The following is a 20,195-nucleotide window of genomic DNA, read 5'->3' as shown; positions in this document are numbered from 1 at the left end:
CTCACATCACCTCGCCGCCGGCGACCGCAATCGCCTGCCCCGTCACCGAGCGGGCAGCGTCTCCCGCAAGCCAGGCGACCGCATCTGCCACCTCATCGGGATCGATCAGCCGCTTCTGCGGATTATCGCGCACCATGTCCGCGATGATGTCCGCCTCTTCGCGACCCGTCTTCTCGCGGATCTTCGCAACGCTCTCGCGCACCAGATCGGTATCGGCGAAGCCGGGACAGACCGCATTTACGGTCACGCCGGTCTCGGCCGTCTCGAGCGCCAGAGAGCGCGTCAGGCCGATCACCGCATGCTTTGCAGCCACATAGGCCGAAACATAGCGATAGCCCTTGAGCCCGGCGGTGGAGGCGACGTTGACGATGCGCCCCTCGCGGGCCTCGATCATGTCCGGCAGCACGGCATGGCAGGCGTTCACGATGCTCATCAGGTTGACGGAGAACATCCGTTCGAAGCGCTCGAGCGACGTCTTGAGAAAGGGCGCGCTCTCGGCTTGCCCCGCATTGTTGACGAGGATGGAAATCCGGCCGTGCTCGGCGGCGGCCTTGCGGAGCGCTTCGGTGAGGGCATCGCGGTCGGTGACGTCGGCAGCCGCGAAGCCTGTCGCACCGATCTCGCGCGCAGTCTCCGCCGCCCGCTCGGCGTTGCGGCCGAGGATGGTGACGGACGCTCCACCGGCGATCAGTCGGCGCGCGATGGCCAGCCCGATACCGCGCGTTCCCCCGGTTACCAGGGCGTGACGGCCGTGAAACGGAGCCTCTTTCGCCATGCCTCTCCCCGAAATTTTCCGGTCGTTGCTGCACCACCAGAACGGCGTTGCGTCCCGAATTATTTTAAGCTTAAAATATCTGCGAGGGGGACGCAAGCGCATCCATGCGGCGACCCGATACCGGCAGCACGCCGGCCTGACGGGAGGCCAGCGGAGATCCAGCCGGCGGCGATGTCCCGCAAACCGAGAACGGACAGGGAAGGATCTGGTCATGCGTATCGAGGTCATCGGCGGCGGCCCGGCAGGGCTCTATTTCGCGATCCTCATGAAGAAGGCGCGCCCGTCGGCCCGCATCACCGTGCATGAACGCAACCGGGCGGACGACACGTTCGGCTTCGGCGTGGTGTTTTCCGACCAGACGCTGGAAACCTTCGAGAAATACGACCGCGAGAGCTATCGCGCGATCACCGAGAACTTCGCCTACTGGGACGACATCGCGATCCATTACAAGGACGCGAGCTTCCGGATCGGCGGCAACGGCTTTTGCGGCTGCTCCCGCCGCACGCTTCTGTTGCTCCTGCAGGAGCGCGCCCGCGAGCTGGGCGTCGAGATGCACTTCCAGGCAGACGTGCCGGGTATCGAACAGTTTCCCGACGCGGACCTGATCGTCGCGGCCGACGGTATCAACTCGGCCGTGCGCGAGGCGCATCGGGACCACTTCCGCCCGTCGGTCGACATGCGGCCCAACAAGTTCACCTGGATGGGCTCGACCAAGCCGCTCGACGCCTTCACCTTCTACTTCAAGGAAACCGAGCACGGCATCTTCATCGCCCATACCTACCAGTATGAGCCGGGCCGCTCGACCTGGGTCCTGGAGACCGATCCGGAGACCTTCGAGAAGGCGGGCATCGGCGCGATGTCCGAGCAGGAATCCGCGGATTTCCTGGAAGGCGTGTTCGCAGAGGAACTCGACGGCCACAAGCTGCTGATCAATCGCTCGATGTGGCGCAACTTCCCGATGATCCGCAACGCCCGCACGACGATGGGCAATGTGGTGCTGCTGGGCGACGCCAAATCGACGGCCCACTTCTCCATCGGGTCCGGCACCAAGCTGGCCATGGAGGACGCCATCGCGCTCTACGAGAGCGTCATGCGCAAGCCGAGCATTGCCGACGCGCTTGCCGATTTCGAGGAAACGCGCCGCGAGGAAGTTGAGAAGACCCAGCACGCGGCGGACGTGTCGCTGGTGTGGTTCGAGCACGTGAAGCGCTACTGGCACATGGACCCGGTCACCTTCGCCTTCGGCGTGATGACCCGTTCCAAGGCGATCACCTACGACAATCTGGAACTGCGCGCGCCCGACTTCGTGGCGGCCGCGACCCGCGCCTTCGCCGAGAAGGTCAAGGCGTCCGGTCTCGACGTCGACACGCAGGACCCGACGGTGCCCGCCTTCCAGCCGCTGCGGCTGCGTGAGATGCAGGTCTCGAACCGCTTCGTCGTCTCGCCGATGTGCATGTATTCCGCCGTCGACGGCATGCCGCAGGACTTCCATCTCGTCCACTACGGATCGCGAGCCATGGGCGGCGCCGGTCTCGTCTTCACCGAGATGACCTGCGTTTCCCCGACTGCTCGCATCACCCCGGGCTGCGCCGGTTTGTGGACCGACGAACAGCAGGCCGCCTGGACGCGCATCGTCGACTTCGTTCACGGACAGTCGGATGCGAAGATCTGCCTGCAGCTCGGCCATGCCGGCCGCAAGGGCGCCTCCAAGCTGATGTGGGAGGGCATGGATCGTCCGCTTCCCGAAGCCGAGGCGTGGCCGATCCTGTCCGCCTCCGCCCTGCCCTACTACCCGGAGAGCCAGACGCCGAAGGCGATGGACCGCGCCGACATGGATGCGGTGAAGGCGGATTTCGTCGCCGCCGTCGAACGGGCGATCGCCTGCGGCTTCGACATGATCGAGCTGCACTGCGCCCACGGCTACCTGCTGGCCAGCTTCCTGTCGCCGGTCACCAACCAGCGTGACGACGAGTATGGCGGCTCCATCGAGAACCGCCTGCGCTATCCGCTCGAGGTGTTCGAGGCGATGCGGGCGGCATGGCCGAAGGACAAGCCGATGTCGGTCCGCGTTTCGGCGACGGACTGGATCGAGGGCGGCATCACCGGCGACGACAGCGTGGTGATCGCCCGTGCCTTCGCGCAGGCCGGCGCCGATCTCATCGACGTCTCCACCGGCCAGACCAGCCCGGCCAGTTCGCCGGTCTACGGCCGCATGTTCCAGACCTCCTTCGCCGACCAGATCCGCAACGAAGCCGATATCGCCACGATGGCGGTCGGTGCCATCACTTCGGCGGATCAGGCCAACACGATCCTTGCGGCCGGACGCGCCGACCTGATCGCGCTGGGGCGTCCGCATCTGGCGGACCCTGCCTTCACCCTGCGCGCGGCCGGCGACTATGGTGTCGGCGATATCTTCGCGCCGAAGCAGTACCAGCCGGGCAAGTTCCAGCTGCTGCGCAATGCCGAGCGCGCTCGCGAGGAATTGAAGGAGCTGAAGCTGAAGGCCAAGCCGAAGACGCACAACCCGGCCTACCGCGAAGCCGCGGAATAAGGCCGAAAACCCTGCGGAATGACAAAGGGCGCGACCTGCGGCAGCAGGCCGCGCCCTTTGCAATCGCGCTTGTGCGACTCGGCGCCCGGGAGTAAGCATTCGCGCGAGATTTCTCCTTTCCGGACATCAGAACGTGGATCAAAGCATCCGTCGGACCAGCGCCGGCTCGCTCGCCAACGCGAACGGGTCGAGCCGACTGGTCGTGCTCGACGCCCTGCGCGGCCTTGCGGCCCTCGGCATCCTGTGGCGCAACATCTTCGTCTTCGGCTTGCCGGCAGTCGCGTTCTCCTTGCCTGAGGAGTGGGGCGAGTCTGTCGTCTCGAACGTCGCGTCGTGGCTCTTCGTCGTCATTTTCGTCGACGGGACGATGCGCGGGCTGTTCTCGCTGATCTTCGGCGCGACGGCGATCCTGCTGATGGAACGACATGCCCGTAATCCGGGCGGCCTGGCGGCGGCGGACCTCTATTTCCGGCGTCTGATGTGGCTGATCGTGTTCGGCATCATTCACGGATACCTGCTGCTGTGGCCGCATGACGTGCTCTACGTCTACGGCCTTCTCGGCATGTTCCTGTTCGTCTTCCGCAATCTGTCCGGCCGCAAACTGCTGGCGATCGGACTGGTGATCTTCGCCATTTCCTCGTTCAAGGACGGAACCGGGCTGTCGCTCGACCAGATCTCCAGCGACGCGTTCGAGGCCGCCCAGAGCGAACTGGTGCAGCCGGACGCAGAAGCCGACCTGCAGCAGCAGGAGCCTGCACAGCCTCCCCTCGTCCAGCCGCAGGACAACGTCCAGCAGGACGCACCGCAACAAGATGCGGGACAGCAGGAAAGCGAAGACGAGGCGGCAATGTTCGAGGAGCTGGAGCGGATGGCTCTGGCGGAGATGGACGAACGCCTCGCCGGCTATACCGAAGTGCTGCGGAATCTTGCGCCCGAGACCTTCCAGGAGCAGACGACGCTGTTCTTCACCGACCACATCCTCGACGTCGGCGCGATGATGTTCTTCGGCATGGCGCTCTATCGCCTGGGCGCCTTCTCCGGTCGGTGGAGCACCGGACAATATGCGGTGATGGCGGTGGGCGGTCTCGGCTGCGGCATCTTTATCGGCTTTCTGGTGCACGGCACCAATGCCATTCCCGGCTTCGAGAACTGGTCGCTCGGCTCATGGGATGCCTATTTCTACAATCTGCGACGGCTGTTGATCGGCCTGGGTCTGATAGGTCTGGCCAATCTCCTAGCTCGCGGTGGTGCGGGACGGATCCTGCTCGCGCCGTTCGTGGCCGTTGGCAAGATCCCGCTCACGATCTATGTCGGCCAGACGGTCATCTGCGGCATCGTCTTCTACGGCTTCGGCTTCGGGCTGTTCGGATCGATGGAGCACCATCAGCTTCTGATGGTCGCCTTCGCCATCAACATCGCACAGATCCTCTTCGCCCTCGCCTGGCAGCGCACGGGGCGTCAGGGCCCGCTCGAATGGCTTCTGCGCTGGCTGGTGCAGCAGGGGCCGCAGGCGTCTTTGGACGGCGACCGAAAAGCCTGAGACAGGCCGGTCGTCAGTCGCAATCCCGGCGTGAAGAAACGCCGACGCCGCGCTGCTGTCCGCCTCCAACAACGATACCTGTCGACCGACAGCGTTCCCGACGGGTCAATGGACGAGGTTCGCCGGCCATGCAAGCCGCATAAGCCTTGTCGAAGGCAGCCTGCCAGGCCTCGCCATCGACCCGGCCGAGCCCTTGCAGCGCTGCAATCCCGCCGGCGGTGCGCGCGCCGCGCGCCGCCCCTCCCGGGCTCCAGCCCGTCCCGAACCGGTCACGCCCGGCCAGCCCGCCAACGATTGCCCCGTCAATCCCGGCAGCCGCAACATCGCCCGCGGCCGGGCCTCGCGGCGTGTCCTGATCGGCGAAGTCGGCAGCCATGTCGGCGCAGGCCTGCGACATGGCCGCGTCGACCGGCTCTGGACCAGAATCAGCACATGCAGCCGAAGAGATCGCCAGCAGACATGCAAACCCGCTGGCGAATGCGGCAGCTCGCGTGCTTGCAGTCCCCTTCCACCACCAGGCCACCGCCATCGCCGCTCCTCGGATCGTTCGTGCTCGATGCTCCGGTAGAATGCCTGCCGGAAAACCCTTTGAGCCTATTCGGTTTCCGCTTTCCGCATGCTTAACTTGCGCGTCCGTGCATGACGGGGCTTCACAGAGGAAATATTTTAGGCTTAAACTATTTCCTGGCCGCCGAGAGAGCGGGCGCGGCGAAACAGCCGCGATAACCATCATATGCCATCCAGATGCACGCACGGGCCAAAAGGGGTCTCGGTGCGGGCGGTCCTGAGGGGAGACTACAATGAAGCGTATGTTCACGGCGGCGGTTGCCGCAGCGGCGCTTGGCCTGACCGGCATGGCCGCTCAGGCCGAAAGCCTGAAGATCGGATTCCTCGCCACCCTGTCGGGCCCGCCGGCCGCACTTGGCGAGCACATGCGCGATGGCTTCCTGCTCGGCGTGAAGCAGGCAGGCGGCAAGCTTGGCGGTCTCGACACCGAGGTTCTGGTGGTCGACGACGAGTTGAAGCCGGATGCGGCCCTGACCAAGGTGCGCGGCCTGATCGAGCGCGACCAGGTCGACATGCTGGCCGGCATCGTCTTCTCCAACGTGATGATGGCCGTCTACAAGCCGATCATCGATGCCGAGACGATCTTCGTCGGCGGCAATGCCGGTCCCTCGCCGATCGCCGGCAAGGCCTGCTCGCCGTATTTCTTCACGACGTCCTACCAGAACGACCAGAACCATGAGGCGATGGGCCAGTATGCCGAGGATGCCGGCTACAAGCGCATGGTCATCATGGCGCCGAACTACCAGGCCGGTAAGGACTCGCTCGCCGGCTTCAAGCGCTACTTCAAGGGCGAAATCGTCGACGAGATGTACACGCAGCTCGGCCAGCTCGACTTCTCCTCGGAGCTGACCAAGATCGCCGCGGCCAAGCCGGACGCAGTTTTCGTCTTCATGCCGGGCGGCATGGGCGTCAACCTCGTCAAGCAGTATGCCCAGGCCGGCCTGTCCGGTCAGGTGCCGTTCCTGTCGGCCTTCACCGTCGACGAGACGACGCTGCCGGCGACCCAGGATACCGCCCTCGGCCTGCTCTCGGGCGCGCAGTGGGCTCCGAACCTCGACAACGAGGCCAACAAGGCCTTCGTCGCGGCCTTCGAAGAGGAATATGGCTACGTTCCGTCCATCTACGCCTCGCAGGGCTATGACGCGGCGCGCCTGATCGACGGCGCCGTGAAGAAGGCCGGTGGCAAGGCCGACAAGGCCAAGCTCATGGCAGCCATGAAGGAAGCTCCGTTCGAGAGCGTTCGCGGCGACTTCAGCTTCAACACCAACCACTTCCCGATCCAGGACGTGTACGTGGTGAAGGCCGTGAAGCGCGAAGACGGCAAGTACGCCACCGAGACCGTCGAGAAGGTGTTCGACGACAAGATCGACGCCTATGTCGGCGAGTGCGGAATGAACTGATGCAGTTCCCCGCCGGGGCATGTGCACGCCCCGGCGGGTTTTTCGCCCGACCCCATCCCACCGCAATTCTTGCGCAACCGACGAGGCCGGTCCGTTGAGCGCCACCCTTCTTGCCGTCCAGACGCTGAACGGCCTGCAACTCGGCATCCTGCTGTTCCTGATCGCTGCAGGTCTGACGCTGGTCTTCGGCGTCATGGACTTCATCAATCTGGCGCACGGCGTCCAGTACATGCTCGGCGCCTATCTCGCCGTCACCGGATACAGCCTCACCGGCACCTTCTGGGGTGCACTGCTGTTCGGCATGCTCGGCGCGCTGGTGATCGGCCTGGTGCTTGAGCTGCTGGTCTTCCGGCATCTTTACGACCGGGACCATCTGGATCAGGTGCTCGCGACCTTCGGCATCATCCTGTTTCTCAACGAGGCGGTCCGCACAGTCTGGGGTTCGACCCCGCTGACCCTGCCAATGCCGGACCTGCTGAGCGGTTCCTTCGAGTTGATGGACGGCCTGCTCTATCCGGTCTACCGCATCGCGCTGATCGTAGCCGGCCTGATCGTCGCAGCCGTTCTCTACATCCTCGTCACCCGCACCCGCGCCGGCATGCTGGTGCGCGCCGGTGCCACGAACGCGCCGATGGTCTCCGCACTCGGCGTCGATATCCGCCGCCTCTTCATGCTGGTCTTCGGCTTCGGTACGATGCTCGCGGGCTTTGCCGGCATTCTCGCCGCGCCCATCCTTGTCGTCGAGCCAGGCATGGGCGACAACCTCCTGATCCTGGCCTTCGTCGTCATCGTAATCGGCGGCATCGGCTCGATCCGCGGCGCCTTCATCGCCGCGCTAATCGTTGGGCTCGTCGACACGCTCGGCCGGGGCTTTGCGACCGATATCGCCAAACTGTTGATGTCGCCGTCTGCCGCCAACAGCGTCGGCCCGGCGATCGCCTCGATGCTGATCTATCTCCTGATGGCTGCGGTCCTGTTCTTCCGGCCGACCGGCCTCTTCCCGGCACGTGGAGGCTGAGCCGATGACCGCAAGTCCCCTCTCCACGACAGAGCCCGCAACGAGCGCAGTTCCCGCGGCCCCGCGGCGGTCTCGCGAAACGGTGATCGCAGCTGTCGCGTTTCTCCTGTTTGCCCTGCTGCCCCCGGCGGCCATGGTGATGGAAGATACGTTCTTCGTCTTCTTCGCAATCCGCGTGATGATCTTTGCCATCGCCGCCGTCAGCCTGTCGCTGATCCTCGGCTTCGGCGCTCTCGTCAGCTTCGGCCATGCGGCCTATCTGGGCCTCGGCGCCTATAGCGTGGGCATCCTGGCCGAGCACGGCTATTGGGACGTGACCATCTCGCTTCCCGTCACCCTGCTCGTCTGTGGCCTGTTCGCCGCGATTACCGGCGCCATCAGCCTGAAGACGCGCGGCGTCTACTTCATCATGATCACCCTCGCCTTCGGTCAGATGGCTTATTACACGGCCACGTCTCTCTCCGCCTACGGCGGAGACGACGGGCTGACCATCTGGGGCCGCACCGAGATCTTCGGCGCTTCCGTCCTCGGCGACCGGACAACGTTCTACTATGTCGTCCTTGGCATGCTGATGCTGAGCTATGTCATCGCCCGGGTCATCGTCGCTTCCCGTTTCGGCCGGGTTCTGCAGGGCGCCAAGCAGAGCGAGATGCGGCTGCGGGCTGTCGGCATCGATCCCTACTGGTACCGGCTGGTCGCCTATGTGATCGCCGGGATGATGGCCGGTGTTGCCGGTGCGCTCTTGGCCAATGCCACAAACTTCGTGTCGCCGGCCTACATGTCCTGGCACCGGTCGGGCGAACTCATCGTCATGGTGGTTCTGGGCGGTCTCGGCTCGCTCGCAGGCTCCATTGTCGGGGCCGCAAGCTTCCTCATCCTGGAAGAGGTGCTGGCACTTTTCACCGAACACTGGCGGCTGATCTTCGGCCCGCTTCTCGTGCTGGTCGTGCTGTTCGGCAAGGGCGGCCTGACCGCAATGCTCGGCGGAGGACGCAAGAATGGCTGATCCGATCCTGCAGCTTCGGGACCTCACCAAGGCCTATGGCGCGCTCAAGGTCACCGACCACGTGTCTCTCGACGTGCTGCCCGGCGAGATCCACGCGATCATCGGCCCGAACGGCGCCGGCAAGACCACCCTGATCGGTCAGATTTCCGGCTCGCTGCGCCCGGACGGCGGAAGCATCCGCTTCGCCGGCGAGGACGTGACCCATCTGCCGATGCATGCAAGGGCGCGTGCCGGTCTTGCGCGCTCGTTCCAGATCACGGAGATCCTGCCGGCCTTCACGGCCCGCGAGAACGTCGCGCTGGCACTGCAGGCGAAACAGGGCCACTCGTTCCGTTTTCTGCGCAATGTCTCGCGTGACCGCGACCTCAACGACCGCGCACTCGGCTGCCTCGCAGAACTCGGCCTTTCGCATCGTGCCGACTTGCCGGCCGGCATCCTGTCACATGGTGAAAAGCGCGCGCTGGAGCTCGCCATCGCCATGGCCTGCGAGCCCAAGCTGCTGCTGCTCGACGAGCCGATGGCCGGCACGGGGCGCGAAGAGACCGACCGGCTCGTCGAAGTCCTCGGCCAGTTGAAGGGCCGTTACGCCATGCTCCTTGTCGAGCACGACATGAGCGCGGTGTTCGCGCTTGCCGATCGCATCTCCGTCCTCGTCTACGGACAGATCATCGAGACCGGCACCCCGAACCAGATCCGCGCCAGCACCAAGGTGCGGGAAGCCTATCTCGGCGAGGAGGCCGCCTGATGAGCCATCTGCTCGAACTGGAGGGCATCGAAGCCTCCTATGGCGCAGCGAAGGTGCTGTTCGGCATGAGCTTTGCCGTCGGCACCGGGGAAGTGGTCACCTTGATGGGCCGCAACGGCATGGGCAAGACCACGACCATCCGCACGCTGATGGGCATGATGTCCGCCAGCAGCGGCCGGATCCGCTTCGAGGGCGCGGATGTGACGGGTGCCCCGTCGTACCGGATTGCCCAGTGCGGAATCGGCCTGGTGCCGGAAGGTCGTCAGGTATTTCCGACCCTGTCGGTTGAAGAAAACCTCGTTGCCACCTCCGCAAACCGCTTCGGCGCCACGCCCGGCTGGTCCCTGTCGCGGGTCTACGAGTTCTTTCCGCGGCTCAAGGAACGCCGCTCGAACATGGGCAACCAGCTCTCAGGCGGCGAGCAGCAGATGCTCGCCATCGGCCGGGCGCTGATGACCAACCCGAAGCTCCTCATTCTCGACGAGGCGACAGAGGGTCTGGCTCCGCTGATCCGTGCGGAGATCTGGGCCTGCCTTGAGCGTCTCAAGGGAGACGGCCAGTCGATTCTGGTGGTCGACAAGAATGTCGAAGCGCTGGAGGTTCTGGCCGACCGGCATGTGGTGGTCGAAAAGGGTCAAGTCGCGTGGAGCGGATCCAGTGCAGATTTGAAGGCTGACCCGACAATCCGTGAACGCTATCTCAGCGTGTAACATTCGCTGATTTCAGCCAGTACGGGAACTGAAAGCGCCCGACAAGGCGCCCTTGCGCGCAATGCATGGCCGTATCGCGAGCCCGTCCCGCAATTTCCTTGCGTCGGCGGTTCCGATCCCGTACCCCATCCTTCCGAACTAATAGTCATACGAACTGATCGAGGCGAGCATGCCGACTTACCGGTCCAGAACCACCACCCACGGACGCAACATGGCGGGCGCACGCGGCCTGTGGCGTGCAACAGGCATGAAGGACGGAGATTTCGGCAAGCCGATCATCGCCGTGGTCAACTCCTTCACCCAGTTCGTGCCGGGTCACGTGCACCTCAAGGATCTCGGCCAGCTGGTCGCTCGCGAGATCGAGGCGGCCGGCGGCGTCGCCAAGGAGTTCAACACGATCGCCGTCGACGACGGCATCGCGATGGGCCATGACGGCATGCTCTATTCGCTGCCCTCGCGCGAGATCATCGCCGACAGCGTCGAGTACATGGTCAACGCCCACTGCGCCGACGCCATGGTCTGCATCTCCAACTGCGACAAGATCACGCCCGGCATGCTGATGGCCGCAATGCGCCTCAACATCCCGGCCGTGTTTGTCTCGGGCGGCCCGATGGAAGCCGGCAAGGTCAAGCTGGCCGACGGCAAGGAGCGCCATCTCGACCTGGTCGATGCGATGGTCGCCGCAGCCGACGACAGCATGTCGGACGAGGACGTTCAGGCCATCGAGCGGTCCGCCTGCCCGACTTGCGGCTCCTGCTCCGGCATGTTCACCGCCAACTCGATGAACTGCCTAACCGAGGCCCTCGGACTGTCGCTGCCGGGCAACGGCTCGACGCTTGCCACCCATGCGGACCGCAAGCGCCTGTTCGTGGAGGCCGGCCACCTGATTGTCGACGTCACCCGCCGCTACTACGAGCAGAACGACGAGAGCGTGCTGCCGCGCGCCATCGCCAACCGTCAGGCGTTCCACAACGCCATGTCGCTGGACATCGCCATGGGCGGTTCCACGAACACGGTCCTGCACCTTCTGGCGGCCGCCCGCGAAGGTGAGATCGACTTCACCATGGCCGACATCGACAAGCTTTCGCGCAAGGTCCCGGTGCTGTGCAAGGTCGCTCCGTCGGTCTCGCACGTTCACATGGAAGACGTGCACCGGGCCGGTGGCATCATGGGTATTCTCGGCGAGCTCGACCGTGCCGGCTTGCTGGACACGTCCCTGCCGATGGTCCATTCGCCGAGCGTTGCCGACGCTCTGAACCGGTGGGACGTCAAGCGTACCACCAGCCAGAGCGTTCACGACTTCTTCCGCGCCGGACCGGCGGGCATCCCCAGCCAGACCGCCTTCTCGCAGGATTGCCGCTATGACAGCGTCGACACCGACCGTGAGAAGGGCGTGATCCGCGCGAAGGAGCATGCCTACTCCCAGGACGGCGGCCTTGCGGTCCTCTACGGCAACATCGCACGCGATGGCTGCATCGTGAAGACGGCCGGCGTCGACGAGTCGATCCTCAAGTTCACCGGCCGCGTCCGCATCTTCGAAAGCCAGGACAGCGCCGTCAGCGCGATCCTGACCGGCAAGATCGAGGCCGGCGACGTGGTGCTGATCCGCTACGAAGGCCCGCGCGGTGGCCCCGGCATGCAGGAAATGCTCTACCCGACGAGCTACCTGAAGTCGAAGGGCCTCGGCAAGAAGTGCGCCCTCGTCACCGACGGGCGCTTCTCCGGCGGCACCTCGGGCCTGTCCATCGGCCACGTCTCGCCGGAAGCGGCGGAAGGCGGCGAGATCGGTCTGGCGATGGAGGGCGACACGCTCGAGATCGACATCCCGAACCGCACGATCCATCTCGTCGTCTCTGACGAGGAAATGGCGCGTCGCCGCGCGGAGATGGAAGCCAAGGGCGCAGACGCCTGGAAGCCGGGCGAGAAGCGCACCCGCAAGATCTCCACGGCTCTCAAGGCCTATGCGCTGCTCGCGACCTCGGCCGCAGAAGGTGCCGTGCGCCGCGTCGACTGAGCCACCAGCCGCTGAATACGAAAAACCGGCCGCCCATTGGGCGGCCGGTTTCATTTTGTGCCAACCATCTGAGGCACCTGCGCATCAGCGCGGTGCTAGCCTCTGCAAGCACCTGCGCATCAGCGCGGTGCCATGCGGATCGCGCCATCGAGGCGGATCGTCTCGCCGTTGAGCATCGGGTTCTCGCAGATCGCCGCGACGAGCTCCGCATATTCAGACGGACGGCCGAGGCGAGAGGGGAACGGCACCTGCTGGCCAAGCGAGTCCTGCACTTCCTGCGACAGGCCGAGCAGCATCGGCGTCTCGAAGATGCCCGGTGCAATGGTCATGACGCGAATGCCGGACTTCGACAGGTCACGCGCGATCGGCAGCGTCGAGGCAGCAACGCCGCCCTTGGAGGCAGCATAGGCGACCTGCCCGATCTGGCCGTCGAAGGCTGCCACGGAGGCGGTCGAGACAATCACGCCGCGCTCTCCGTCGGCCGTGACCGGATCCAGCTCGACCATCGCCGTCGACGAATGCGCGATGCAGCGGAAGGTGCCGACCAGGTTGACCGCAATGACCTTCTCGAACATGTCCAGCGGGTGCGGCTCGCCGCGCGAGGTGGTCTTGGCGACCGGCGCAATGCCCGCACAGTTGACGAGAATGCGCTCGACGCCGAAGTGCTCGCGAGCGGCGGCAAAGCCGGCCTTCACGCTGTCATTGCAGGTCACGTCGACCGCGACGAAGGCGCCGCCGATCTCCTTGGCGATAGCTTCGCCCTGTTCCACATTCATGTCGAACAGCGTGACCTTGACGCCCGCGGCGGCAAGACGGCGAGCCGTAGCAGCACCAAGGCCCGACGCGCCGCCCGTCACGACTGCGGCAATTCCTTCCCCAAGCTTCATGTTCACTCCCTGATTGTATCGAGGTGCTGCGCACCATTTTGGACCGGATGGGTGAGCAAGAGGTGGCAGGAAGCGACCGGCCGGTCAAGCACCTGCCACCCATGACCTAACGTCATGCGAGAACAACAAGATCGAGCGGTTCGGACAGTCCGGAAACGACCTGACCTGGTCGAATTTCCGGCTGAACACCGGATACGCCTTGTGCGAGTGCAGTCTCAAACGTCGCCCGGTCGGTAAGCACGATCGAGCCCTGCCCCTTGTTGGCATCCTCCAGCTTTGCCGCCCGATTTACCGCGTCTCCGATGACGGTGAACTCCAGCCGGCCAGCCGCACCGACAACCCCGACCGTGACGGGGCCGGAGGCGATGGCCGCTCCTGCCCGCAACCTTTCCGGCCAGCCGAGATCCGCCAGTTCAGGCCCAAGACCTGCAAAGACCTGCGGCAGTTCGAGCCCCGCCTTCACCGCATCCGCGGCAGCCGTCGCGCGCGGCCTGGCGGCGCCGAAGGTTGCAAGGATCCCATCGCCGAGAAACTTGTCGACCTCCCCGCCATGGCGCGCAATGACCTCAAGCACCGCGTCCTGGTATCGGGACAGGACCATCATGACGGTCTCGGGCGGCAGACCCGCCGCAATTCGGGTGAAACCACGGATGTCGATCATCATGACGGCGACATCCCGCAGGCTCCCCTGCCCGGCGGTCAGCTCCTCATCGGCGGCGGTGATCGAACGGGCCACGTCAGGCGCAAAGAACCGCCTCAAGTCTTCGGCCGCCGCATGATCGCGAACCGCTTCGAAGAACATTCGGCGGCCACGATAGAGCGCCACGGAGAGACACAAGGTAACTCCGAGAACCACGATGATCTTGTCGAGCTCCGCGCCGACCAGGATCGCGTTGGAGGTCAGGTACTCGACGTAATTGCGGGTGATGGACATGGTGCCCATGCCCTGGACGATGGCATAGGCGACGAGTGCGCCCCAGCCAAGCACGCCGACAAGACCGGTGATCAGCACGAAACGCGGCTCGAAGCGCAGCGCTCGAAGCGAGATGAAGAGAAACAGGTACATCAGCGTCGGCGCCTTCAGGTAGAAGGTCGCCGGCTGGTCGTACTGGATGTGGAAGGAGAAGATCAGCCCGCATAACAAGGCCACGTCGACGATGATCGAGATCACCAGATACCAGAACGGCAAGACCATCCGGTAGGACAGGGCGACGCGCAGGACCGTGAAGAGGAAATAGGCACCGAGAGCGAGAGGCACGAAGTTGAACCCGCCGCCGCCCTCGGCCCGAGGTGCGAGCGAATAGAGCGCCGCGAAGAACAGCACCATGGCAAGCTGGATCCAGCCGATCAGCCGTTCAGCTTCACTTTCGCGCTGAGCGATCTCGGCTTTGACCCGGGCGGGGACCTGGTCGATACGGCTGTCGGTTCGTGCCATCGTCCGCCTTCCATGACAACCCTGACAGCCAGCTCCTGATATCCGTTGCCACGGACGGCAGGTGCCGTGTGTTGCGGTTCAACGAATGCAGCGGCAGGACCTCACGGTACGACGACCATCCCTTCGCGTCCGATAACGGCACCGGGATGCCGGCGTGCAGCCTCTTCGCCGATGGCATCGAGCGCGTCGTCCGAACGCTTGGGGTCGTGATGATGCAACACGACCTGCGAGATACCGGCTTCCAACCCCAGTTCGACCCCCTTCTGCCAGGTCGAGTGTCCCCAGCCGGCGAAGCGGGCGTATTCATCGTCCGTGTACATGGCGTCGTAAATCATCACGTCCGCGCCTTCCACAAAGCGTCGGACGGCCCGATCCACCTCGGCATCGCCATGTTCGTGATCGGTGATCACGCAGATCGACTTGCCCTCATGCGTGATCCGGTAGCCTGTCGCACCGCCCGGATGGTTGAGCGCAATCGTCGTCAGGCGCGCAGCGCCCTTTCGCTCGACCTCTCCGCCGGCGCGGAAGTTGCGGAAGGTCACCGCGCGCAACGTATTTGCCGCGACGGGAAAGATCGGCGGCGACATGATCCGGCAGATGATGTCCATCAAGCCGGAACTGTCGGCGAAATGCCCGGCCCAGGCATTGATGGAAAAGCGGTCGTCATAGGCCGGGGTGAAGAACGGCAGACCGCAAATATGATCGAGATGAGTGTGGGTGAAGAAGAGATCGTATTCGGCAGGCGGGCGGGCATGCAGCTCCATGCCGAGGCTGCGCGCACCGGACCCGCAATCGATCATGAAGATGTCATCGCCGGCGTGGATCTCGAAACACGTCGTCTCTCCGCCGTAGCGTAGCGTCGAAGGACCGGGCGTCGGCGTCGATCCGCGCACGCCCCAAAGCTTCAGCGAAAGGGTCACAGAAAGGCCATCCCCGTCTTCACGCCCGACCGCCCGAGGACTGGAGTGCGACGAGATCCTGCGTGGTGCGATCCAGACGTTTGGCGAGCGTGCGCATCACCTCAAGCGACATATCCGGGAACTCCTTGAGGAGGCGGAGGAAATCGTCTTTCGAGACAGTCAGGACATCCATCTCCCTAGTGGCGACGACAGTGGCTGTCCGGGGAACGTCGCACAGGATCGCGATCTCGCCAACTATCGAATTCTCGCCCAGACGTGCCACCGCACGCTCGCCATCAGGCGTGCTCACGCGGACCTCGGCTTCGCCGGCGAGGATGATGAATGCGGAGTCGCCTTCGTCGCCCTGATCGCAAAGATGCTCGCCCGGCGTGAAACGCGTCCGGTCGGAGATGAAGGCCAGGAGCCGAAGCTTGGTGGCGTCGATGCCTCGGAACAGCGGCACTCGCCGCAATGCATCGACTTCCGCGTCAAGGGTCACGTGTCCTCCTTCGGGAGCGCGGCCGGACCAATGCCGAACGACTCCGCAGTCAGATGAGGGACGATGGTCGGGACGAGCGGGTGCCTCATGAAGCACCTTCCTCGTCCGCCAATCGTCCCTGGTTCATCACGATACTATGGTCGAATTCACCCGCCACGATCAAATTGGGCGCGCCGAACAGCAACATGCGGCCTTCAAGCGCCTTCCGGATCGACGCGCGCAAGGCCTTGTCGTCGTCGCTGCCGCTGCTGGCCGTGTCGTCCAGGATGGTGATGGGAGCGTTCTTCATCAGCGCCCGCACCAGTGCAACGCGCCGCCTCTGGCCGGTGGACAGACGCGATCCAGCGACACCCACATGGAAGTCGAGCCCAGCGCGCACGATCGGACGGCGCAGCTCCATTTCGTCGACGATGGCGCGGATCAGTCCGTCGATCTTCTCACGCGCGTCGCGCCGGTCGACACGCGGCCGACCGAACAGCAGGTTGTCCTCGATCGACATGGGCGCGATGAAGCTGTCGCGGTCGAACAGGACGAAACGGCTCTGATCGCCGTTCAGCCTTCTGTGGAAGGCGGCACGTGCGGCGACGATCTCCTCGCGCATCGCGTCGTCGAGAATGCCGAGACGGTGGCGGGCCGGAATCAGCTTGAAGGCCAGGCCGATCAGCCGTTCCTTGTCGGCGTCGCGCAACTGACCCTTGGAGGATTCCAGACGAGCGGTCCTGACGATCCGGTCGAACTCGGGCAGTTCATCCAGGGTGATGAAGGAATAATCGCCGAGAAGGCCAGAATCGTCGCTGACGTTCGCGAACAATTCGACCATCGTGCCGGCAATCTTCAGACCGATCTCGACAAGCCGATCCCGCAAGCCCGTCTCGTCCAGGGCGGCTGCAACGTCTGGATCGGATGCCAGCGTATAGATACCCAGAGTCGGATCCACCGGCATCGCGAACAACAGGTTCTCGGCAAGGCTGGCAGAATTGTTGAAACGCTCGACATTCCACAGCTCAACCATCGCCGCCAGGCGGCCATCACCGGCAACCCGGTCGGCAAGCGCCCTGCGCACAGCCAGCACCCGGTCCGCGAATTCCGGATAGCGCGCCGGGTCGATGGGCGACTGCAGACCCATTCGGAACACGTCGGCGGCGAGGCCGGTCATCTCGATCAGTGCGAGAGCGCGCGCATCCAGTGCATCGATCGTATCGACACCGGCGGCCTCGTAGTCCTCCCATTCCGCCTGAATGTCGTAGTCGGGATTCTCCGTCGCGCGCGCTTCGGCCAATCGGCGCGCATGCCTGACCTTGTCGTCCCCTTCCCGCTCCGGCGGGCGCAGCGGCCTGTGACGCAAGCCGTAGAGGATGTTGTCGCGGACGGTGCCGGTCCATACGTGTACCGAGGGGCCGACATAGGCGATCTGACGGCCGAGCACCGCCTCTCCCAGATTGTCGAGATTGTGCCCGCCGATCTCGACGCGCCCGCTTGTCGCTCCCAACAGACCCGCCGCGAGCTGCAACACCTCGGATCGACCGGACCCGTCCGGCCCGGCAACGGCTGCGTGCGAGCCCGCCTTCACCGTCAAGGAAACGTCGAACACTTCCTGCCCGGCGGCACCGCCCGAGAAACTGACGCCGCGCATGACCAGGTCGCCGGACAGCTGCGTATCCGCATTTTCGTCCGTCAGGCGCGTGACAGGGTAGATGTCGGCGGGGTCGAAGTTCTCGACCACCGTCTGGTACTTCACCTCGACGTCCGCCACCATCTGGTAATAGGCCAGCAGTTCCTTCCAGGGGCCCGCAAGGTCCTTGTAGGCGGCAATCACGGCAAGCAGCGCACCGATGGACAGATCGCCTTCGATCACCAGCCAGCCGCCGATCAGATAGAACAGGAACGGCGTCAACTGGTTCATGAAGTTATTCAAAAACTTGATGAAATACTTCCAGTTGAAGATCTTGAAGCGGATCTGGTAGTTCGTATAGAGGCGCTCGGAGATATCCGCCGAATGCCAGGCTGACGCATCGTTCGCATGGATTTCGGAGACGCCGCCGATGCTCTCGCCGATCTTGTCGGCGATCACCCGCACATTGCGCACGCGCTGGCGCGACAGCAGGACGACCCGCTTCTGCAGCTTGGGGATGACGTAGGCCTGCATCGGATAGGACGAAATCGCCGCCAGTCCGAGCAGGGGATCCTGCATGAAAATGAAGCCGATCTGCACGGCCAGCATGCCGCCCTGATAGGCGGGAAGCGCCACCGCCTCGCCTATGAAGCCGCCGACGTCTTCCACCTCCGATGTGATCATCGGGATGATCTCGCCCGAGCTGACTTTCTTGAAATGCGGCAGGCGGAAGCGCAGGACGCGCTGGAAGAGCTCGAATCGCAAGCGGCGCAACATGCGCTCGCCGAGCCGCCCCTTGTAGACGTTGAGGGCGAGCTTGATTCCGTTGGAAAGAATGACCAGTCCGAGGAAAGCCAGGCACAGCACGACCAGATAGGACACCTGGTCGAATTCGAAGCCATAGACCTCCCGGGGGAAGTTCTCGCCCTGAATCGCGTCGTTGACGATGAGCTTCGGCAGCTCCAGCAGCACATAGGTGACCGGATAGGCGATCACCGTGATGAGCAGGATCGTCAGCTGCTGGGGGGCGCTGTACCGCCAGATGAACTTGAAAAGGCTTTTTTCCATCGTCGGTCGCGTTATCGGGTCGCGGGCCTGTTTCGCCATCCGGCAGGTCTCACCCACATCATAGCGCAGCGCGCCGAAACCGCTACAAGTAACAATAGCGCTCGCCCTTGCATCCGCGGCAATCGGAAGATAGAGAAAGACTGACAATGGGGACGCGTGGTCGTGCGGCAGTACCGACGCGCTGACCGAATAGGTAGGCATGACCAATAGCGCCCCGAAAGTGCTGATCTACAGCCATGATTCCTTCGGGCTCGGTCACCTGCGACGGTGCCGGACGATCGCACATGCCCTGACCCGCCGCTTTTCCGATATGTCCGTGCTGATCTTGTCGGGCTCGCCGATCATCGGCAGCTTCGAATTCCGGTCACGCGTCGACTTCGTCCGCATTCCCGGCGTGATCAAGCTGCGCAACGGCGAGTACACGCCGCTGTCGCTCTCGCTCAACATCGAACACATCCTGGCCATTCGTACCTCGATCATCGAGCATACGGCCAAGGTCTTCGACCCGGATATCCTGATCGTCGACAAGGAGCCGCTCGGCCTGCGCGGCGAGATCCTCGGCACGCTGGAAATGCTCAAGGAGCGCGGCAACACGCGACTGATCCTGGGTCTGCGCGACGTGATGGACGATCCGGCCGTGCTGCGCGAAGAATGGACGCGCAAGAACGTCGATCCGGCGCTGGAGAGCCTCTACGACGAGATCTGGGTCTACGGTCCTCCGGACCTGCACGACCCGCTGGCGGGGATGGGCCTTTCTGCCAATGTCCACGCCAAGGCGGTCAACACCGGCTATCTGCGCCGCGACGTGCCGGCCGATGCGCGGATTACCGAGCCTCTGCCCTTCGACGACGAGCCGTACATCCTCGTGACGCCAGGTGGCGGCGGCGATGGCGTCGAGATGGTCGACTGGGTGATGCGCGCCTACGAATCCCGCGCGCAACCGCTTTTCCCCGCCCTGATCGTGCTCGGCCCGTTCATGCCGGCCCAGGCGGCAGCGGAGTTCCAGGCGCGGGCGGAATCGCTGCGCGACGTTCACATCCTGAGGTTCCTGCCGACCATCGAGCCCTATATGGCGGGTGCCAAGGCCATCGTCGGAATGGGCGGCTACAACACGTTCTGCGAGATCCTGTCCTTCGACAAGCCGACACTCCTCGTGCCGCGCGTCGTGCCTCGCCGCGAGCAGTCGATTCGAGCCACGCGGGCCGAAACCATCGGGCTCTTGAAGGTGCTGCCGATCGACGATTACCCGAACGTCGACAAGATGATCGACGCTTTGGCCGAGCTGCCGTGGCTTGCGCCTCCGTCCACGGCCGGCATCGACAACCTGCTCGGCGGCCTCGATGTCATCGGCGACCGGGTGGAGCGCATCCTTGCGCAGCGCAGCGGCGCTGTCAGGGAACTCGCATCCGCGCGCGCCTGAGCGATCCGGTTTCATTCGCCCCGTTCGGAACCAAACTTCATCCTCTCAG

Annotated in this window: 16 protein-coding genes; 9 read left to right on the top strand and 7 right to left on the bottom strand. The window is 64.3% G+C overall.

Annotated elements, in window-relative coordinates; all coding sequences use genetic code 11:
• Position 1: 1 nt before the first annotated feature.
• Positions 2 to 775: an SDR family NAD(P)-dependent oxidoreductase gene (locus BBX35_RS15905; RefSeq protein ID WP_067222027.1), complete on the bottom strand. Its 774-nt coding sequence runs from the start codon at positions 773 to 775 to the stop codon at positions 2 to 4.
• A 211-nt stretch (positions 776 to 986) separates the two neighbouring features.
• Here BBX35_RS15905 and BBX35_RS15900 point away from each other — a divergent pair, with 211 nt between their 5' ends.
• Positions 987 to 3,326: a bifunctional salicylyl-CoA 5-hydroxylase/oxidoreductase gene (locus tag BBX35_RS15900; RefSeq protein ID WP_067222026.1), complete on the top strand. Its 2,340-nt coding sequence runs from the start codon at positions 987 to 989 to the stop codon at positions 3,324 to 3,326.
• 133 nt (positions 3,327 to 3,459) lie between these two features.
• Positions 3,460 to 4,866 carry a DUF418 domain-containing protein gene (locus tag BBX35_RS15895; protein WP_067222024.1) on the top strand — a complete coding sequence of 469 codons (1,407 nt, stop codon included), beginning with the start codon at positions 3,460 to 3,462 and terminating at the stop codon, positions 4,864 to 4,866.
• 13 nt (positions 4,867 to 4,879) lie between these two features.
• On the opposite strand, the gene BBX35_RS15890 is transcribed toward BBX35_RS15895, so the two are convergent.
• A complete protein-coding gene (locus BBX35_RS15890) occupies positions 4,880 to 5,242 on the bottom strand; it encodes a hypothetical protein (protein ID WP_141687876.1) in 363 nt (120 codons plus the stop codon).
• A 424-nt stretch (positions 5,243 to 5,666) separates the two neighbouring features.
• On the opposite strand from BBX35_RS15890, the gene BBX35_RS15885 reads away from it, so the two are divergent.
• The 6 genes from BBX35_RS15885 to ilvD all read left to right on the top strand — a co-directional run bounded on the left by BBX35_RS15885 (position 5,667) and on the right by ilvD (position 12,326).
• Positions 5,667 to 6,833 (top strand): ABC transporter substrate-binding protein, encoded by a 1,167-nt coding sequence (locus BBX35_RS15885; RefSeq protein ID WP_067222021.1) that lies wholly within the window; start codon positions 5,667 to 5,669, stop codon positions 6,831 to 6,833.
• 94 nt (positions 6,834 to 6,927) lie between these two features.
• Positions 6,928 to 7,851 (top strand): branched-chain amino acid ABC transporter permease, encoded by a 924-nt coding sequence (locus tag BBX35_RS15880; protein WP_067222019.1) that lies wholly within the window; start codon positions 6,928 to 6,930, stop codon positions 7,849 to 7,851.
• 4 nt (positions 7,852 to 7,855) lie between these two features.
• Entirely contained in the window at positions 7,856 to 8,857 is a 1,002-nt protein-coding gene (locus BBX35_RS15875; RefSeq protein WP_067222018.1) for a branched-chain amino acid ABC transporter permease, read from the top strand.
• Complete coding sequence (locus BBX35_RS15870) at positions 8,850 to 9,602, top strand: ABC transporter ATP-binding protein (RefSeq protein WP_067222016.1); 753 nt, start codon at positions 8,850 to 8,852, stop codon at positions 9,600 to 9,602. The genes BBX35_RS15875 and BBX35_RS15870 overlap by 8 nt, the downstream gene beginning before the upstream one ends.
• Positions 9,602 to 10,312: an ABC transporter ATP-binding protein gene (locus BBX35_RS15865; protein WP_067222015.1), complete on the top strand. Its 711-nt coding sequence runs from the start codon at positions 9,602 to 9,604 to the stop codon at positions 10,310 to 10,312. The genes BBX35_RS15870 and BBX35_RS15865 overlap by 1 nt, the downstream gene beginning before the upstream one ends.
• A 169-nt stretch (positions 10,313 to 10,481) precedes the next feature.
• Positions 10,482 to 12,326 (top strand): dihydroxy-acid dehydratase, encoded by a 1,845-nt coding sequence (ilvD, locus tag BBX35_RS15860; protein ID WP_067222014.1) that lies wholly within the window; start codon positions 10,482 to 10,484, stop codon positions 12,324 to 12,326.
• Positions 12,327 to 12,445: 119 nt separating this feature from the next.
• On the opposite strand, the gene BBX35_RS15855 is transcribed toward ilvD, so the two are convergent.
• The 5 genes from BBX35_RS15855 to BBX35_RS15835 form a co-directional block, all read right to left on the bottom strand.
• Positions 12,446 to 13,213 carry an SDR family NAD(P)-dependent oxidoreductase gene (locus BBX35_RS15855; RefSeq protein WP_067222013.1) on the bottom strand — a complete coding sequence of 256 codons (768 nt, stop codon included), beginning with the start codon at positions 13,211 to 13,213 and terminating at the stop codon, positions 12,446 to 12,448.
• A gap of 112 nt (positions 13,214 to 13,325) precedes the next feature.
• Complete coding sequence (locus BBX35_RS15850; RefSeq protein ID WP_067222012.1) at positions 13,326 to 14,648, bottom strand: adenylate/guanylate cyclase domain-containing protein; 1,323 nt, start codon at positions 14,646 to 14,648, stop codon at positions 13,326 to 13,328.
• Between the two features lie 101 nt (positions 14,649 to 14,749).
• Positions 14,750 to 15,568 carry an MBL fold metallo-hydrolase gene (locus BBX35_RS15845; RefSeq protein ID WP_067222010.1) on the bottom strand — a complete coding sequence of 273 codons (819 nt, stop codon included), beginning with the start codon at positions 15,566 to 15,568 and terminating at the stop codon, positions 14,750 to 14,752.
• A gap of 19 nt (positions 15,569 to 15,587) precedes the next feature.
• The gene (locus BBX35_RS15840) at positions 15,588 to 16,046 is read right to left on the bottom strand and encodes a cyclic nucleotide-binding domain-containing protein (RefSeq protein ID WP_067222008.1); all 459 of its coding nucleotides are present in this window, start codon (positions 16,044 to 16,046) and stop codon (positions 15,588 to 15,590) included.
• An 85-nt stretch (positions 16,047 to 16,131) separates the two neighbouring features.
• Positions 16,132 to 18,927, bottom strand: a complete 2,796-nt coding sequence (locus BBX35_RS15835) for an ATP-binding cassette domain-containing protein (protein WP_208979860.1) — start codon at positions 18,925 to 18,927, stop codon at positions 16,132 to 16,134.
• On the opposite strand from BBX35_RS15835, the gene BBX35_RS15830 reads away from it, so the two are divergent.
• Positions 18,926 to 20,146 carry a glycosyltransferase family protein gene (locus BBX35_RS15830; protein ID WP_067222005.1) on the top strand — a complete coding sequence of 407 codons (1,221 nt, stop codon included), beginning with the start codon at positions 18,926 to 18,928 and terminating at the stop codon, positions 20,144 to 20,146. The two genes, BBX35_RS15835 and BBX35_RS15830, sit on opposite strands and share 2 nt — an antisense overlap.
• Positions 20,147 to 20,195 lie beyond the last annotated feature (49 nt).

Source organism: Stappia indica, from assembly GCF_001696535.1.
Classification (GTDB): Bacteria; Pseudomonadota; Alphaproteobacteria; order Rhizobiales; family Stappiaceae; genus Stappia; species Stappia indica.
The sequence above is the reverse complement of the archived record's forward strand: the minus strand, read 5'-3'. Positions and strand labels throughout refer to the sequence as shown.

Bases quoted from the DNA above. Each gene is read 5' to 3' on its own strand.
- BBX35_RS15905 (WP_067222027.1), bottom strand. From the start codon at position 775: ATGGCGAAAGAGGCTCCGTTTCACGGCCGTCACGCCCTGGTAACCGGG.
- BBX35_RS15900 (WP_067222026.1), top strand. From the start codon at position 987: ATGCGTATCGAGGTCATCGGCGGCGGCCCGGCAGGGCTCTATTTCGCG.
- BBX35_RS15890 (WP_141687876.1), bottom strand. From the start codon at position 5,242: ATGGCTGCCGACTTCGCCGATCAGGACACGCCGCGAGGCCCGGCCGCG.
- BBX35_RS15885 (WP_067222021.1), top strand. From the start codon at position 5,667: ATGAAGCGTATGTTCACGGCGGCGGTTGCCGCAGCGGCGCTTGGCCTG.
- BBX35_RS15875 (WP_067222018.1), top strand. From the start codon at position 7,856: ATGACCGCAAGTCCCCTCTCCACGACAGAGCCCGCAACGAGCGCAGTT.
- BBX35_RS15870 (WP_067222016.1), top strand. From the start codon at position 8,850: ATGGCTGATCCGATCCTGCAGCTTCGGGACCTCACCAAGGCCTATGGC.
- BBX35_RS15865 (WP_067222015.1), top strand. From the start codon at position 9,602: ATGAGCCATCTGCTCGAACTGGAGGGCATCGAAGCCTCCTATGGCGCA.
- ilvD (WP_067222014.1), top strand. From the start codon at position 10,482: ATGCCGACTTACCGGTCCAGAACCACCACCCACGGACGCAACATGGCG.
- BBX35_RS15855 (WP_067222013.1), bottom strand. From the start codon at position 13,213: ATGAAGCTTGGGGAAGGAATTGCCGCAGTCGTGACGGGCGGCGCGTCG.
- BBX35_RS15850 (WP_067222012.1), bottom strand. From the start codon at position 14,648: ATGGCACGAACCGACAGCCGTATCGACCAGGTCCCCGCCCGGGTCAAA.
- BBX35_RS15830 (WP_067222005.1), top strand. From the start codon at position 18,926: ATGACCAATAGCGCCCCGAAAGTGCTGATCTACAGCCATGATTCCTTC.
- BBX35_RS15835 (WP_208979860.1), bottom strand. From the start codon at position 18,927: ATGCCTACCTATTCGGTCAGCGCGTCGGTACTGCCGCACGACCACGCG.